19 protein-coding genes are annotated in these 15,321 nt (G+C 66.4%); 9 read left to right on the top strand and 10 right to left on the bottom strand.

What is annotated here, in order from left to right; genetic code table 11:
- The first annotated feature begins 182 nt into the window (after nucleotides 1-182).
- Together ASC78_RS18730 and ASC78_RS18735 are read left to right on the top strand one after the other, a co-directional pair.
- Nucleotides 183-1,607, top strand: a complete 1,425-nt coding sequence (locus ASC78_RS18730; protein WP_082517587.1) for a homospermidine synthase — start codon at nucleotides 183-185, stop codon at nucleotides 1,605-1,607.
- Nucleotides 1,608-2,921 (top strand): NAD(P)/FAD-dependent oxidoreductase, encoded by a 1,314-nt coding sequence (locus ASC78_RS18735; protein WP_082517588.1) that lies wholly within the window; start codon nucleotides 1,608-1,610, stop codon nucleotides 2,919-2,921.
- Nucleotides 2,922-2,938: 17 nt separating this feature from the next.
- On the opposite strand, the gene ASC78_RS18740 is transcribed toward ASC78_RS18735, so the two are convergent.
- The 6 genes from ASC78_RS18740 to ASC78_RS28245 form a co-directional block, all read right to left on the bottom strand.
- A complete protein-coding gene (locus tag ASC78_RS18740) occupies nucleotides 2,939-3,532 on the bottom strand; it encodes a hemerythrin domain-containing protein (RefSeq protein ID WP_055805029.1) in 594 nt (197 codons plus the stop codon).
- 95 nt (nucleotides 3,533-3,627) lie between these two features.
- Nucleotides 3,628-4,125 (bottom strand): hemerythrin domain-containing protein, encoded by a 498-nt coding sequence (locus ASC78_RS18745; protein WP_055804512.1) that lies wholly within the window; start codon nucleotides 4,123-4,125, stop codon nucleotides 3,628-3,630.
- 124 nt (nucleotides 4,126-4,249) lie between these two features.
- Nucleotides 4,250-4,735 (bottom strand): hypothetical protein, encoded by a 486-nt coding sequence (locus ASC78_RS18750; protein ID WP_055804515.1) that lies wholly within the window; start codon nucleotides 4,733-4,735, stop codon nucleotides 4,250-4,252.
- 8 nt (nucleotides 4,736-4,743) lie between these two features.
- Complete coding sequence (locus ASC78_RS18755; protein WP_055804518.1) at nucleotides 4,744-5,523, bottom strand: alpha/beta hydrolase family protein; 780 nt, start codon at nucleotides 5,521-5,523, stop codon at nucleotides 4,744-4,746.
- Complete coding sequence (locus ASC78_RS18760; RefSeq protein ID WP_055804521.1) at nucleotides 5,504-6,676, bottom strand: DUF3182 family protein; 1,173 nt, start codon at nucleotides 6,674-6,676, stop codon at nucleotides 5,504-5,506. The genes ASC78_RS18755 and ASC78_RS18760 overlap by 20 nt, the downstream gene beginning before the upstream one ends.
- 15 nt (nucleotides 6,677-6,691) lie before the next feature.
- Nucleotides 6,692-6,817: a hypothetical protein gene (locus tag ASC78_RS28245; RefSeq protein WP_268810392.1), complete on the bottom strand. Its 126-nt coding sequence runs from the start codon at nucleotides 6,815-6,817 to the stop codon at nucleotides 6,692-6,694.
- Between the two features lie 275 nt (nucleotides 6,818-7,092).
- Between ASC78_RS28245 and ASC78_RS18765 the strand changes: the two genes are divergently transcribed.
- On the top strand, nucleotides 7,093-7,296 hold the full coding sequence (locus ASC78_RS18765; RefSeq protein WP_055805033.1) for a hypothetical protein: 204 nt from the start codon (nucleotides 7,093-7,095) through the stop codon (nucleotides 7,294-7,296).
- Between the two features lie 129 nt (nucleotides 7,297-7,425).
- The gene (locus ASC78_RS18770) at nucleotides 7,426-8,022 is read left to right on the top strand and encodes a cysteine hydrolase family protein (RefSeq protein ID WP_055804525.1); all 597 of its coding nucleotides are present in this window, start codon (nucleotides 7,426-7,428) and stop codon (nucleotides 8,020-8,022) included.
- A 76-nt stretch (nucleotides 8,023-8,098) separates the two neighbouring features.
- On the opposite strand, the gene ASC78_RS18775 is transcribed toward ASC78_RS18770, so the two are convergent.
- From ASC78_RS18775 to ASC78_RS18785, 3 genes are all read right to left on the bottom strand, one after another.
- Nucleotides 8,099-8,572, bottom strand: coding sequence for a CBS domain-containing protein (locus ASC78_RS18775; protein ID WP_055804526.1), 474 nt, complete (start codon nucleotides 8,570-8,572; stop codon nucleotides 8,099-8,101).
- 25 nt (nucleotides 8,573-8,597) lie between these two features.
- The gene (locus ASC78_RS18780) at nucleotides 8,598-8,912 is read right to left on the bottom strand and encodes a hypothetical protein (RefSeq protein WP_055805036.1); all 315 of its coding nucleotides are present in this window, start codon (nucleotides 8,910-8,912) and stop codon (nucleotides 8,598-8,600) included.
- A 154-nt stretch (nucleotides 8,913-9,066) separates the two neighbouring features.
- A complete protein-coding gene (locus ASC78_RS18785) occupies nucleotides 9,067-9,573 on the bottom strand; it encodes a hypothetical protein (RefSeq protein WP_235505131.1) in 507 nt (168 codons plus the stop codon).
- A 183-nt stretch (nucleotides 9,574-9,756) separates the two neighbouring features.
- On the opposite strand from ASC78_RS18785, the gene ASC78_RS18790 reads away from it, so the two are divergent.
- Both ASC78_RS18790 and ASC78_RS18795 read left to right on the top strand, forming a co-directional pair.
- Entirely contained in the window at nucleotides 9,757-10,188 is a 432-nt protein-coding gene (locus tag ASC78_RS18790; RefSeq protein ID WP_055804529.1) for a hypothetical protein, read from the top strand.
- Complete coding sequence (locus tag ASC78_RS18795) at nucleotides 10,188-10,487, top strand: hypothetical protein (protein ID WP_235505132.1); 300 nt, start codon at nucleotides 10,188-10,190, stop codon at nucleotides 10,485-10,487. The genes ASC78_RS18790 and ASC78_RS18795 overlap by 1 nt, the downstream gene beginning before the upstream one ends.
- A 10-nt stretch (nucleotides 10,488-10,497) precedes the next feature.
- On the opposite strand, the gene ASC78_RS18800 is transcribed toward ASC78_RS18795, so the two are convergent.
- On the bottom strand, nucleotides 10,498-11,361 hold the full coding sequence (locus ASC78_RS18800) for a c-type cytochrome (RefSeq protein WP_235505133.1): 864 nt from the start codon (nucleotides 11,359-11,361) through the stop codon (nucleotides 10,498-10,500).
- An 87-nt stretch (nucleotides 11,362-11,448) separates the two neighbouring features.
- Between ASC78_RS18800 and ASC78_RS18805 the strand changes: the two genes are divergently transcribed.
- The 3 genes from ASC78_RS18805 to ASC78_RS18815 are packed head-to-tail and all read left to right on the top strand — an operon-like array spanning nucleotide 11,449 to nucleotide 15,317.
- Nucleotides 11,449-11,835, top strand: a complete 387-nt coding sequence (locus ASC78_RS18805) for a c-type cytochrome (protein ID WP_055804535.1) — start codon at nucleotides 11,449-11,451, stop codon at nucleotides 11,833-11,835.
- Nucleotides 11,832-12,788, top strand: coding sequence for a cytochrome c oxidase subunit II (locus ASC78_RS18810; protein ID WP_055804538.1), 957 nt, complete (start codon nucleotides 11,832-11,834; stop codon nucleotides 12,786-12,788). The genes ASC78_RS18805 and ASC78_RS18810 overlap by 4 nt, the downstream gene beginning before the upstream one ends.
- Nucleotides 12,789-15,317: a cytochrome c oxidase subunit I gene (locus tag ASC78_RS18815; RefSeq protein WP_055804540.1), complete on the top strand. Its 2,529-nt coding sequence runs from the start codon at nucleotides 12,789-12,791 to the stop codon at nucleotides 15,315-15,317. It abuts the gene before it with no gap.
- The last annotated feature ends 4 nt before the right edge of the window (nucleotides 15,318-15,321 follow it).

Consider the following 15,321-nt stretch of genomic DNA (forward strand, 5'->3'; position numbering starts at 1 on the left):
GCGCGCAAGGTGGCCGGTTTCTACCATGAGCCGCAAGAAGCTGCGTGCATGGAGTCTTCCTACACCATCGGCAAAGGCAAGCTGACGCATTTGCCCTTGCGGCCGCGCCACATTGGGCCATCGAAACCGAAGCGGGCCGCGCATTCCGGAGGCCCCGCCCGGTGCATTCAGCGAGGTGTGCGGTGACGAAGAAGAACGAACTGCTGGCGCGTTTCGGCGGCAAGCTGACGATGATCGGCTTCGGCTCCATCGGCCAGGCGCTCTTGCCCGTTCTGCTGCGCCATTTCGACCTCAAGCCCTCGGACATCAAGATCGTGCAGGCCGGCGAAGACCGCAGCGGACTCGCCAAGAAGCTGGGGGTAGAACTCATACCCACGCGGCTCGAAGAAGGCAACTTTGCCGCCGTGCTCGAGCCGATGCTGAACAAGGGCGACTTCCTGGTCAACCTGTCGGTCGATGTCTCCAGCCTTGCGCTCATCAAGCTCTGCCGCGAACGCGGCGTGTTCTATCTCGACACCTGCAACGAGCCTTGGGACGGCCGCTACGACGACCCCGGCCTCCCTCCTTCGCGCCGTTCGAACTACAGCCTGCGGGAGGAGCTGCTGGCCTGGCGCCTCGACAAGCGCAGCGGACCCACGGCAATCATCACGCAAGGCGCCAACCCCGGCGTGGTGTCGGCGCTGGTGAAGCAAGCGCTGCTGAACATCGCGGCCGACACGCATGCCGAACTCGAGTCGATGCCCGCCAGCTACGAAGATTGGGCCGCGCTCGCGCAGCAGCTCGAGATCAAGGTGATTCACATTGCCGAGCGCGACTCGCAGGTCGCCCGCCAGCGCAAGCAGAGAAACGAGTTCGTCAATACTTGGTCGATACACGGCTTCGTCGACGAAGGGCTGCAGCCGGCCGAGCTGGGATGGGGCACGCACGAGCGGCACTGGCCGGCCGACGCGGCACGCCACGGCTTCGGCAGCGATGCCGCCATCTACCTGAGCCGCCCGGGCATCGGCACGCGGGTGCGCAGCTGGACGCCGCTCGAAGGCCCCTACCACGGCTTCCTGGTCACGCATGCCGAATCGATCTCGATTGCGGACCACCTGACGCTGCGCAAGGACGGCGAGGTGCTGTACCGCCCCACGGTGCACTACGCCTACCATCCCTGCGACGACGCCGTGCTCTCGCTGCACGAATTGGCCGGAAGGAACTGGCAACTGCAGCACCGCCAGAGAATCGTGCGCGACGAAATCGCCGAAGGCATGGACGAGCTCGGCGTACTGCTGATGGGCAACCCCAAGGGGGTCTACTGGTATGGCTCGCGGCTCACCATCGAACAGGCGCGCGAACTCGCGCCCGCCAACAGCGCCACCAGCCTGCAGGTGGTGGCCGGCATTTTGGGCGGGATGCTCTGGGCGCTGCAGAACCCGGATGCGGGCCTGGTGGAGCCGGACGACCTCGACCACCGCGTGGTGCTGGAAGCCGCCCTGCCCTACCTCGGTGAAGTGGTGGGCGTGTATGGCGACTGGACGCCGCTGAAAGACCGCTGTGCGCTTTTCAAGGAGGAAGTGGACAAGGACGACCCGTGGCAGTTTCTCAACTTCCGGGTGACGTGATTGCTGCTGCGCAAGGAACTCGGCGTTGTCGAGAACTCGTATTACGAAGCCAGCGTGCAGCGCGCGGCGCGGTTCGAGCCGGCACGCCCGCTCGAAGGCATTGCCACGGCAGACGTCTGCGTGGTGGGCGGTGGGCTCGCAGGGCTTTCGGCGGCACTCGAGCTCGCCACAGGCGGGTTCTCCGTGGTGCTGCTCGAGGCGCAGCGCGTGGGCTGGGGCGCATCGGGGCGCAACGGCGGACAGGTGATCGTCGGCTTCGGCTCGGATGGCGAAGAAGCCATTGAAGACCAGTTCTCCCCCGAGGACGTGCGCCGCGCTTGGAACATCTCAGTCGAAGGACTGGACCTGATGCAGGAGCGGATCGCGAGCTACGCGATCGACTGCGACTGGCAGCCCGGCTACCTCAACCTGTCGGTCAAGCCATCGAAGTCGCGTGCGCTTCGCGAGTGGATGGACCACGTGCACCGCGTGCATGGCTATCCGCTCAAATGGTTGGGCCCCAAGGACGTTGCAGAGTGCGTGGCCAGCGATCGCTTCGACGCCGGCACCTTCGATGCGCGCTCGGGCCACCTGCATCCACTGAAATACTCGCTCGGCCTGGCAAGCGCGGCGCGCGCCGCGGGCGCGCAGCTGCACGAGAACTCGGCGGCGCAGGTGATCGAACGCGGCTCCCGCCCCGTCGTCAAGACGGCGCAGGGCGAGGTACGGTGCAACTTCGTGGTGCTGGCGGGCAACGTGTACCTGGCCGAATACGGGGACGACGTGGCGCCCGAGGTGTCGTCGCGCATCATGCCCGTGGGCACCTACATGATCGCCACCGAACCGATGGGCAAGGAACGCGCGGATTCACTCATGCGCGGCCGGCCGGCGGCATCGGACACGAACTTCGTTCTCGACTACTTCCGCCTCAGTGCCGACCACCGCCTGCTGTTCGGCTCGGGCGACAGCTACAGCGCCAGGACGCCGCGCAACCTCATAGAGAAAATCCGCAAAAGCATGCTCACGGTATTTCCCCAGCTCTCGGACCTGGGCATCGACCACGCATGGGGCGGCTTCGTGGACATCACGATGAACCAAGCGCCGGACTTCGGGCGCATCGGCAGCAACATCTACTACCTGCAAGGCTTCTCCGGCCATGGCCTGGCACTCACCGGCATGGCCGGCAAGCTGGCGGCAGAGGCCATTGCGGGCCAGGCGGAACGCTTTGATCTTTTCGCCCGCATCGGACACCATGCGTTTCCGGGCGGCACCATGCTGCGCACGCCCGCTCTGGTGCTGGGAATGATTTATTACCGCCTCAGGGACATGATGTAGGCGCGATGGCGGGCTCCTCAGGCGCGCGCATGCCAGCGCCGATGGCCCGAACGCCGTGCCAGCAGGAGACCAGCCGCGGCCAGCCCGACCATCGCGATGGCCGCCGTGTTGCCCGATGCCGCGCGGCCCATGTCGAGTGCGATCTCGCCCGAGCGCGGCCCGGCAAGCTGCAGGCGGCGCTTGGTCATCTGCGCGCCCAAGTCGCCGAGCTTGTCTTCCAGCAGCTTCTCGGCCGCGGGCAGCAGAATGGTTTCCTCGTCCGCCACGTGATGCATCACGTCACGCATCAGAGTCTGCAGGGTTTCGTCGTAGTCGTGCGCCTCGGGCTCCATGGTGCGCAGCAGTCCGATGAGGCGGCGCATTTCAGAATGCTCGTCCAGCGCCTTCGTGATGCGCTCGTCCTCGCAGACCTTGCGCATCTCGGGGTAGAAGATTTCTTCCTCCAGTTGCGCATGAATTTCGAGCGCGGTGCAGATGGTGTTGACCAGGCCCTTCTTCACGCGCGCGGGCGCGCTGGCCTTGTACTGGTGAAAGGTGGAAAGCACATGCGTGTGGTCCAGGCGAATCATGTTGGTCGCCGTGGGAAACAGCCGGGAGACGATGTTTGTCATGGTGAGCTCCAAGGCGAAATGGAAAAAGCGGCGCACCCGGCCGATGCCGGCCGGGTGCCGGAATCGATGGCGAACAACCCCTGCAAGGCGCCTGCTCAGGCGGCCACGCCGGTGAGTTCTTCCATCAACTCTTCCTTGCGCATTGCAAGCTGCTCGCGCATGGCCATCAGGTCCAGGTTCTTGGCGGCGCGTGCCTTGACGAAGATCTCGTTGCGCTCCTCCTTCACGTGGTGGTCGATGTACTCGCCCAGCACGATGACCTTGGCGTCGAACTTTTCATCCACGTCTGTGGCCGATTCGATTTGCGCGATCAGTTCCTTGGCGGTGCCATGCTCGACCTCGGCCTCGTCCAGCAGATCGGTTTCGCTGATCGCCTCGCGCAACGCCGGGTAGAAAATTTCTTCCTCGATCTGCGCGTGAACGGTCAGCTCGGTACAAATCTGGTTGGCAAGCTCGCGCTTCTTTTGCTGCGCATTGGCAGCTCGCGAATGAGTCAGTTCCTCATATTCCTTGAACATCTTCTTGACGTTGCGGTGGTCCGTGTCGAGAAGGCTGCAGGCGTCGGGTGCTGCGCGCTTGGTGGAGGTGGGCATCGTGGGCTCCGGTTGGGTTGAGGGAAGCTGAACGATGAAAGGACTGCAAATCCCGCGACGTAGGAAAGCTCCTTGAGTGCACGTAGCACGGCGCACTACCCGCGCGCCGCTGCTCCCGCCATGCCTACCCGCGACCGCGCTGCGCCAGCAGGCAGCCGGCCGCCAGCCCCACGGCGAAGAGGCCGTAGACGATGCCCATCGAGCGTTTCGAAAGGTGATGCTCGAAACCCGGCGTGAGCCGCCTAGGGGTGATCGTGTAGTCGACGGCGCAGGCCACCGCGGTAGCGGCACCGGCACTGGCAAGCGCTGCGGGCACCGACTGCGCGGGGTGCCGGCTCGCATGCAGCCAGGCGTAGAGCAGCGCCCAGAAGATGGCGCTTGCATGGTGCGTGGCGTAGCCGATGGCGGTGTGCTTCAACGTGGGCTCGCGCACTGCAAAAGCCTGGTCACCCCACAGCCAGTGGCTGGTGGCATTGGTGGGCGCCACCATGCTGCCGGCCTCGCGGCGGCCGCACAGCATCAGCGCCCCGGTGGAGGCAAAGCTTGCCAAGGTGCCAGCCACCAGGCCGGTTCGGAGCACTTGCAGCTGCTGCTGGTTTGCAGTCTTCATAGGACCTCCTACGCAGGACTCGCGGCCACCGGCCGCGTCATGGCGCCGGTCGCCCGGGCGCCGATGGTCATCTCGGTCATCCAGGACACGAGCAGCTGCCCGTAGGCCTGGCGGTGCGCTTGTTTCGACAGCGCATGGTCGGCGTCCGAAAGGACGCGATAGGTCGCCGAGCGCACGCGCTTGAATGCACCCAGGTAGTTCTCGATCACCGGGTGCGGCACGATCTGGTCATGCTCCGATTCGACGATGAGCACGTCGCCCGTGAACGCTTCGCATGCCGCCAGCGCACGGTTGTCGCGCGGGCCGACCAGCGTGCGGCGGTAAGCCACGAGATCGGGCCTGCTCAGCTGCCCCTTGGGCGTCAGCCATTCGCGGTCCCGGTAGAGCGCCGGGGCCCGCAGCGCGAGCCAGCGCACTGGCCGCATGGCGCTGACCAGCGCCGCCAGGTAGCCGCCGTAACTGCTGCCCACGATGGCAATGGCGCCGGGGTCGACGGTCGGGTGACTGATGAGCGTGTCATAGGCCGCGAGCACGTCGCGCAAGTTGTCCTCGCGGGTGACCTCCTGGCGCAGCGAGGCGTGCCGCGCATGCCCGCGCAGGTCGAAGGTCAGGCAGACGCAGCCTAGCGCGGCAATTTCGTGCGCGCGCGCGATGTACTGCTCCTGGCTGCCATCCCAGCCGTGGACCAGGAGAACGCCGGGCACCATGGTGGAGGCGGCAACCAGCGTTCCGGCAATGTGCTGACCGTCTACGGATATGTCTATGAAGTTATGTCGGGTCGCTGTCATACGGCTTTTGCAATGCGTATTTGGTGAGGTGTCCTGTCTTCTTGTCGATGCCGCGGTAGTGCACCTGTGCATCGGCCGGGATCGTCGCTGCCGCACCATACGCCTCGAAACAGGAAACGCGCATCCGGTCGAGCGCCGGGTCGCGCCAGAAGGATTCGATCGCGATCATTTCCGCGCCGGTCGCGCCGCCGACGCGCCAAGACTGCTCCAGCACGCCAGAGCGCCAGGTGCCGCCCGCGCCCACGCCCTGCGCCACGTCGTAGTTCACGCGCGAGGCAAAGAAACCCGGGAAGCAGTCGATCACCGCCTGGTGATAGCGCCGCGCCTGTTCGATGGCCAGGCCCAGCGTAGGCGGCGGGCTGGTCTTGGCAAGCAGCGCATCGAAGTTGCCGCGCGCCAGCGTGAGGTCGGAGCCGCCATAGACGCTCTGCCCTTGGTTGTCCTGTGTCATGCGCTGGCGACCGTAGTAGCTCACGATCAGCTCATCGACGATTACCTGCCCCACGCTGTAGGTCTCGGGGTTCTCGAGGTTCTCCTCGATCACCACGCCATCGACTGCGATCTCGCTCTCGTCCATGGCGGCAAGGCAGCGGTCCAGCGCCTCGTCATCGGTGACCATGGTCTGGCCCCGCCCACCGGTGGCGCGCACGGGCTTGACCCGCACGGGGCCGCTCTCCAGCAGTTGGCGCCCGGCCCATCGCGCGTCCTCCAGCGAGAACGCCGAGTAGCCGTCGAGCACTGCATCCGACACTGCAGCGGCGAAGGCCGGGGCCCATCCGTCCGGACAGGCGGCCGCCCGGCCGGCCAGCGGATGCGTGATGGCCTTGGTGGCGACGAAGGGGTGGGGAACCACACCCCCGAATACGTCGTGCAGCGTCGAGATGCCGAGCGATCGCGCCAGTTGCGTGCTGGAAATTGTGTCGCTCGGCACGAAATACAGCGGCGCGTTCTCGTGGTCGCGTGCTGCATCGTATTCGCCGCCGAAGCGGAACTGCTTCAGCGCCGCCAGCCGCTGCGCGAAATTGCTGCGCGTGGCGCGTTCATGCTCGCTGCTGTAGGCCTGTGGATCCGCGCTCCAGACCACCACGCTGCCGCCAGTGCTCTTGAGGACCGTGTCCACGACGGCGACTCCCGAACTGAAAAGGGTGTCCATGGCATCGGCCCGGTGTCAGCGATGCTCCGCCGCGCCGGGCTCGGCCATCTTGCGAAGCGGCCTGCCGGGCATCGCCGAGGGCGTGATGCCGGCCACCGTGGACTGGGGTTTGCACTGCCAGGAAAGATCAGTCGTGTTCATCGGGACAGCTCCTTGTGAACGGTGGCTGGGCGCACGGCGGTGATCCGTGCATGTGGATGGGTCCGGCTCCTACAAGACGTCTTCGTGCTCCGGCCTAGTTTTGCATTTGCTTGCAGCAGCAGCCGTCATCCTCGCCCTATGGTTCAGCAGCTTTGGCCCCGGCGGGGCGGGATAACGCGCGTCGCCGGTGAAAGCGGCCTCCTACGCCGCCGCGCGCCAGAAACATCCAGCGTTGTACGGGGTCATACTCCATTGGTTTGCAACCAAGGATGAACATGCCCGCCCCTCCTTCCACCCCGGAGTCCCGCGCGCTCGCCAAGCTGGCATGGGAGGCGGCCTGGGAAAGGCTGGGCAATGCGCTGCAGCCGCCGGCCGGCTATCCACCGGCCACGGCCGAGCAGCTGTCCGAATGCTTCCACATCGCGCAGGCGCGGCTCGACCAAATGCGCGCGGCCTTCGAAGTGCCGGACGACCGTTGATCAGGCGCCCGCGCTGGCCCTGACCCCTGCGCGTGGCGACGCCTTTCGCCGCCTCGCGCGGCTTTCCTACGGCATGCGCGCCGGCCATTGGGAATCGTGGAGTCTCCGCTCGCAAAAAGACTCCGGCTCATGGCGCGTTCCCAGCCTCCCGTGCTTGCACCCGTTCCCGCGGCCGGCCACACGGCCTTGCTGGTCATCGACATGATCAGCTGCTGGGATTTTCCCGATGCGGAGAAGCTCCTGCCCGGGGCGCACGCCATCGCTGCGCGGATTGCCACCCTGAAGGCACGCTGCACGCGCGCCGGTGTGCCCACCATCTACGTCAACGACAACCGCGGGCGCTGGCGCTCGGACTTTTCAAAGCTGGTGGAGCTGTCGCTGGCTGCGGGCGGCGCCGGCGCCGAGATCACTTCGGCACTCTTGCCCGAGGAGACGGACTATTTCGTTCTCAAGCCCAAGCAATCGGCTTTCTTTGCCACGCCGCTCGAGCTGCTGCTCGCCTACCTGAAGGCCAGGCGACTGATCGTGACCGGCGTTGCGAGCGACCAATGCATCGTCGCCACCGTGGCCGATGCGGGCATGCGCGACCTGGAAGCCATCGTTCCGCGCGATTGCGTGGCCTCGCAGACGCCCGCGCGCAACGAGCGCTTCCTGCGCCAGGCGAAGGAAGCGTTGCGCGTGTCCACGCCCCTGGCATCGCGCATCCGACTCCCCGCGAAGCGATAAAAAAATGGAGGACCCAAGGTGTGCTTCGTGTACACCCCGAGTCTCTGAGGCCGGGGGAGAGTTCGATTGGCTTGGCTCAGGACGCGCCGCCCCCAGCAGGGCCGCTGGCCGCGGACTGCTTCGAACGGTCGGGCTCGGCCGGCTGGGAAATGATGTTGAGCGTATCGCCCGCCTTGGCCACGTCGCCCTTTGCGGCTGTGTCGCCCAGCGAAAGCATGCCCACCAGCTTGCGGTCGCTGTCGACCACCGGCATGCGGCGAACCTGGTAGCCCGCCATTTCATTCATCACGGTTTCGACGTCATCGCTGTCGGTGCACCACTTCACGTCCTTGGACATCACGTCGGACAACGCGGTGTCGGGCGAAAGCTTCTGCGCCACCACGCGAAGCACGATGTCGCGGTCGGTCACCATGCCCATCAGCCGCTGACCGTCGCACACGGGAATGGCGCCAATGTCCAGCTCGTCCATCGCCTGGGCCGCCAGTGCGACGGAGTCCGACGGCGACAAGGTCCGCACGCCGCGGGTCATCAGTTCGGATACGCGAGTCATTGGGAATCTCCTGGTTCGTCGTTCGTCAGCCGCTGCGGTGCTCGGCGTTGCGCTTGCGGGTGGCCGCAGCCTTCTTGGCCGAGGCGGAACGCTCTGCGGCAGTACGCGATGCCGCCGCAGCCCCGCCCTTGTGGCCGCCCTTGCGCGAAGGCGCGTGGTTCTCGGCCTTGCCGCGGCCGCTGCCGCTCTTCTTGCCGCCGCCGCTCTCCGCGTTCACCGTGGCCCATGCGCGCTTCTCGGCTTCGGCCTTCCCCACGCCGCGATGCTCGTAGCCTTCCTCGATGTGCTCGGCCTTGCGTTTCTGCTTGTCCGTATAGGACGACTTGTCACCTCTTGGCATGATTGCTCTCTCCTGAATGGTGAGGGAAATTGCATCGTGCATCGCCCACCCACCACGTGGGTCGGAAGACGAAGGACTTGTGCGTCGGAGCAGTCTGGCGCTGGCCGCACGGTAGTGCTGAGCCAGTGCCATAGCGCGAACCGCGACCTGGTTTTTACTGTCCCGCCTTGATGCCGGCGCGGGCCTTCGACTCGTCCGCGCTGGCGCGTGAAAGGCATTCGGCCTTGTCGCCGCCCTGGCGGTCGTTGCATTTCTCGACGGCGATCTCGTGGTTCACGGCCAGCTTGGTTTCTGCGAGACGACGGGCATTGGCATCGCTCGGATTGCGCTGCTGGTCGAGTTCGGCGAGGGCGATTTTCTCGCGGCCCCGGGCTTCCTTGATGCAGACGATCCTGCCCGGCCCGGCCAATGCCTCGCACTGGCCCAAAGCCACCTTGGAGGTGGCACCGATCCGTTCTCGGGCGGCGCTGTATTCGACAAGAGCGGGGTCGATCTCGGCCGGATGCGGCGGCGGCGTCTGCGCTCCCGCTGGCACCGCGGCCGCGCATATAAGCCAAATGGCAACAAACAACGCGTGAAGCTTTTGCATGGCAATCTCCTGTACATCCGCGTTCAGGCAGTGTGCGCCCTGCTCCTCACCGTTCGGTAGGACGCGGCGCATGGCCGGCGGCGGCGGCTGCCGACGACTTGAAAGGCACCAAACGACGCGCGGCGAAGCGTCGGCATGTGCTTACGGCCGGATCGCGAAGCGTCCTACCGTTGCATCCCCGCCGACTTCTATATTGATTTCGACGCCGGACTCTCCGTTGCAGACAAACCCGCCGTGCGTCCAGGAGATCACACCATGAAGAAACTGTTATTGATGTGTGCCGCAGCTTCCTGCCTGACCGTCGTTCAGGTGCATGCGCAAGTGAACCCTACGCCTCCGGCCGCGGCCGATCCGGCAATCGCCGAGTTCAAGGCTGCCCGCGACAAGATCGAGGCCGACTACAAGGCCGCCAAGGCCGCCTGCGATGCAATGAAGGACAACGCCAAGGACGTCTGCATGGAAGAAGCCAAGGGCAAGGAAAAGATTGCCAAGGCCGAACTCGACCAGAAGCAGAAGCCCAGCGACGGCAACGCCCGCAAGGTCGCCGAAGCCAAGGTGGAAGCCACCTACAAGGTCGCCAAGGAAAAGTGCGACGACCTCAAGGGTGATGCCAAGGACGCCTGCGTGAAGGAAGCCAAGGCCGACGAGGCGAAGGGCAAGGCCGACATCAAGGCAATGAAGAAATAATGAATGGCGGGCAACACCACTCCAAAGACGAAATGGTGAAGCCGTTGCGGCCGCTCGCCATTTCGGAAGCCCTCCGCGCGCATCTCGCGGCGGAAAATCTCCTGGCCATCAATTCGCACGGCCAGGAAGTTCTTCACGGGCTGGATTTCGAAGAATCGCAGCTTCTCGTGAACTGCAGCGAAGGGTCGCCCTCGGACGCATCCGTGCAGGAGCGATGCGCCGAGCTCGTCATCAAGCACGAGCGGGCGCGGCTGCGGATCGCTACTGTCGACGACGAGCGCACCGCCGCCAAATACTAGCCAGAAAACATCACCGGAGCGTTGCAAGGTACGCGGCGATGTCGCGCGCGTCCTGCTCCGTCACGCCCATTTCGGGCATCGCTGTCAGCCGGTCGACGTCGTGCGTATGTCGCAGCCAGCGCACCATGTTGTCGGGTGTGTTGGCCAGCTTTCCCGCAATGAGCGAGCGGCTGCCGATGCCCGCAAGCGGCGGCCCCACGTTGGGCGACGAGCTCGTGATGCCCGGAATCGTGTGGCAGGCATTGCAGGCGTACTGAAAAAGCGCCAGCGCGCCGCGCCGCACATCGCCCGGCTGCGCCAATGCCGGGCTGGACACCGTCCCGCATGCCGGTGCGGCAGGTGGGCCCTGCATGCCCGTTGGCTCCATGCGCGTTGCCTCCGCATACTGCTGTGGCGTGAGGTCGGGCAGCCGCGCCAGGAAAGCCACCACCGACCACAGGTCGTCCTCGGACATCCTGAACTCCCACGCCGGCATGCCGCTCATCTTGATGCCATGCCTGGTGATCCAGTAGAGCTCGCGCGGCTTCCAGTGCTGCCGCGCATCCACCAAGGGGCCCGGCAGAGGCTGCATGCTTTTTCCGATCTCGCCCTGCGCAACGCCCGGCGCACCATGGCATTGCACGCACTTGTCGCGGAAACACGCCGCGCCGCGCGCTACGAGCTGTTCGTCGTCCAGCCGCGGCGGCTCGATGTTGCGGGCGCGCAGCTTCACCGATTGGTGCATGGCGGTTTCCAGCAGCGAATGGACCGGCTGCGTGTGCTGCGCCGTGGCGGCCACGTTGTACAAACCGCCATACACCACCAGCGCGCCGGCTGCCGCGCCCGCAAGGCCCAGCGCGGCAACGGTGAGAAGAACGGTCTTCGGCGCACCCATCGGCAGCATTCAATTGGCGGCATTGTCCGACGCGCACCGGCGCTGCCGTGTCGGCGCAAGCCGCGTTCCAGTCCGCAGAATTGCGACATGGTGGCCGCCCCGTCGTACCGCGCTGTCTGCCCTTGCGCCCTGCTGGTGCTGGCGCTGCTCGCGGGCGGGTGCACACCCGGAGACCAGCGCGAGCGCGCGCCTTCCGCGCAACGCGAGCGCGGGCGCTTGCTGCTGGCCCAATACCAGTGCGGCAGCTGCCACACTATTCCCGACGTGCAGGCCGCGCGCGGACACATGGGCCCCACGCTCGCCGCGTTCGGGCGCCGCAGCTACATCGCAGGCCAAGTGCCCAACGGCGCGGAACACCTCGCGCGCTGGATCGTGGCGCCCACCGCGGTGGTACCCGGCACCCTCATGCCGGCAATGGGTGTGTCGCCGGACGATGCGCGCGACATGGCGGCCTACCTGCTCGCGCTTGAATGAAGGCGATGACCGAAGGCCCGCACCAATCCGCCCTGCGGGCTGCGGGCCCGGTGGCGGAGACGCTGCTCGAAGTGAGCGGCGTGTTGGCAGTGGGAGGCACGCTGATCTTCGCCGCGGTGATGGTGCTGCTCGCCGTTGCGGTGCGCCGCCGAAGCGGCGGCGTGATCGATACCCGCTGGTGGATCATCGGCGGAGGCCTCGTGTTTCCGACCGTGGTGCTTGCCGCTCTCTTCGTCTACAGCGAATGGCACCGGCCGCCGTGGAAGCCCGTTCCGCCGCCCAATGCGCTGATCGTCGGAGTCACGGGGCGCATGTGGTGGTGGGAGGTGCGCTATCGCGATCCGGTTACCGGCGCCGAGGTGGTCACAGCCAATGAAATCCGCATTCCGGTCGGGCGGCCGGTGTACTTCGGGCTTGGCAGCGCGGATGTGATCCACAGTTTCTGGGTGCCATCGCTCGGCGGCAAGATGGACATGCTTCCCGGCCGCGTGCAGCACCTGCAGTTGCAGGCCGACCGGCCCGGCACGTGGCGTGGACAGTGCGCCGAATACTGCGGCGAACAGCATGCGCGCATGGCGCTGCACGTGGTGGCAGAAGAACCCGCCGCGTTCGACGCCTGGCTTGCGGCGCAAGCAAGGCCGGCGGCTGCGGCGGCGGCGACGGCGACGGGCGAAATCGAGCGCGGGCGCGAGGCCTTTCTGGCGCACCGCTGCAACGCCTGCCACACGGTGCGCGGCGTGAGCGAGGAAAGCCGGCTGGGGCCCGACCTTACCCACGTGGGCAGCCGGCTGCACCTGGGCGCTGGCACCGTGCCCAACGAGCCCGCCCAACTTGCGGCATGGGTGGCCCACACGCAGCAGTTGAAGCCCGGCGCGCGAATGCCTTCGTCGGGCGAACGCATCGCAGACGCGGAGCTGCAATCGATCGCCGCCTGGCTCACGCACCTGAAATAAATGACGCAAGCTCTCGACGCCGTTTCGAACCCGCCGCCGCGCCCCGACGGAGAGCGCGAGGCGCTCCACCGCGCATGGGCTCCGCCCACCGGCTGGCGGCAGCTATCGGCGGTGAACAACACGCGCATCGGCGTGTTCTACATCGTGACGGCCATGCTCTTCTTCGTGCTGGCCGGCATGCTGGCGCTGATGATGCGAACGCAATTGGCCGTGCCCGATAACGGCCTTATCGACCCGCGGACCTACAACCAGCTCTTCACGATGCACGGCACCGTGATGATGTTCCTGTTTGCGGTTCCCATTGTCGAAGCCGTGGCCATCTATTTGCTGCCGAGCATGCTCGGCGCGCGCGACCTGCCGTTTCCGCTGCTGTCGGCCTACGCGTTCTGGGCTTATGCGATCGGTGGCCTGGCCTTTTTCTGCACCATCTTCTTCGGCGTGTCGCCCGATGGCGGCTGGTTCATGTACCCGCCGCTCACCGGCAAGGAATTCTCGCCCGGGCGCGGCGCCGATTGGTGGCTGCTGGGCATCGGTTTCATCGAGATTTCGGCCATCGCGGGCGCCGTCGAACTGATCGTTGGCATTCTCTTCACGCGCGCGCCCGGCATGACGCTCGCGCGCATGCCGATCTTCGCCTGGGCCATGCTGGTGACCGCGCTGATGATCGTCGTCGCCTTCCCGGCGGTGATTGCCGCCACCATGCTGCTGGAACTGGAGCGCGCGTTCGACTGGCCATTTTTCATTCCGGCGCGCGGCGGCGACCCGCTGCTGTGGCAGCACCTGTTCTGGTTCTTCGGCCACCCGGAGGTCTACATCATCTTCCTGCCCGCGGCCGGCATGGTCTCGATGATGGTGGCCACGCTCGCGGGCACGCCGCTGGTGGGCCACCGCGCGGTGGTGCTGGCGCTCATCGCCGTGGGCGTGGTGAGCTTCGCGCTGTGGGCGCACCACATGTTTGCCGCGGGCCTCGGCAACCTGTCGCTGCTGGTGGTGTCCGCGGCCAGCTTCATCGTGGCCATACCAAGCGGCGTGCAGGTGTTCGCGTGGATTGCCACCTTGTGGCGCGGGCGCGTGACGCTCAATGCGCCGACGCTGTTCTTGCTCGGCTTTCATTTCATCTTCGTGCTGGGCGGGCTCACGGGCGTGATGGTGGCCGTGCTGCCGTTCGACTGGCAGGCGCACGACAGCTACTTCGTGGTGGCGCACCTGCACTACGTGCTGATCGGCGGCATGGTGTTTCCGGTGTTCGCGGGGTTCTACTATTGGGCGCCGCTCTTCAACGGCCATTGCCTTTCGGAGCGCTGGGGCCGCTGGGTGTTCGGCCTCATGTTCGGCGGCTTCAACCTGGCGTTCTTTCCCATGCACATCGCGGGCATGCTCGGCATGCCCCGGCGCGTGTACACCTATGGCGGCGACCTGGGCTGGAACACGCTCAACATGCTGTCGACCCTCGGCGCCTTCACCTTGGCGGCCGGCGTGCTGCTCTTCTTCGTCGATACCATTCGCACGCTGCGCCGGCCCTCGCGCGACCACGGCAACCCATGGCGTGCGGGCACGCTCGAATGGCTGCCGACGCGCGAATACGGCGCGCGCAGCATTCCGCAGGTCGACTCGGACTATCCGCTGTGGAAGCACCCCACGCTGCCGCAAGAGGTCGAGGCCGGCCGCCACTGGCTGCCGGGCACGGTGTTCGGCGGCCGCGAAACGCTGGTGACCAGCCCGCGCGACGCCCGGCCCATGCACCTGCTGCGCCTGCCGACCGACAACTGGTGGCCGCTGGCGGCAGCCGCAGGCACAGCCGGTTTCTTTCTTCTTCTCACGGTGTCGCAACCGCTGCTTGCGTTTGCATGCGGCGTGGTCGCGGTGGCGTGCATCCTGCGCTGGCTCTGGGATTCCGACCGTCCACCGCCCATCCCCATGGCGGACGTGGGACATGGCCTGCGCCTGCCGGTGGGTGCAGAGGGCCGGGCCTCGCATTCGTGGTGGGCCATGATCGTGCTGGTCGCCGTGGACATGACGATCTTCATCTCGCTGCTGTACACCCATCTGCACCTTGCCATGGCGAGCGACGTGTGTCCGCCGCCCGGCGCTGCCCTGCCGGCCGCGCGCTGGCCGCTCGGCGCGGCGCTGCTGCTCGCTGCCGGCTCCGCCGCCATAGCGCTGGCCAAGCGTTCATTGCGCACAGCCGATGCGCGCAGACAGCGCGGGCTGCGCCTTCTCATGGCGCTGGCCATGACCTGTGCAGTTGCCTCGGCCGCGCTCGACATCGGCGGCCATCTGCTGGCCTGGCTGGACCCGCGCGCGCAAGGCTGGAGCGCATCGGTCGGCATGCTGCTCGGCTACCAGGCCTTCCACATCGCCGTCCTGCTGCTGATGGGCGGCTATGTGCTGGCGCGCTCGTGGGCCGGCCGTCTTCAGCCCGCGGCCCGCGCGACGATCGACAACACGGCGCCTATGTGGCACTGCGTGACCGCGCAAGGCATTCTCGGGGCACTCACGGTGCAACTGGTGCCGCGGCTGCTGGGCTAGGCGC

Origin of the sequence: Variovorax sp. Root318D1 (assembly GCF_001424835.1) — a bacterium.
Classification (GTDB): domain Bacteria; phylum Pseudomonadota; class Gammaproteobacteria; order Burkholderiales; family Burkholderiaceae_C; genus Variovorax.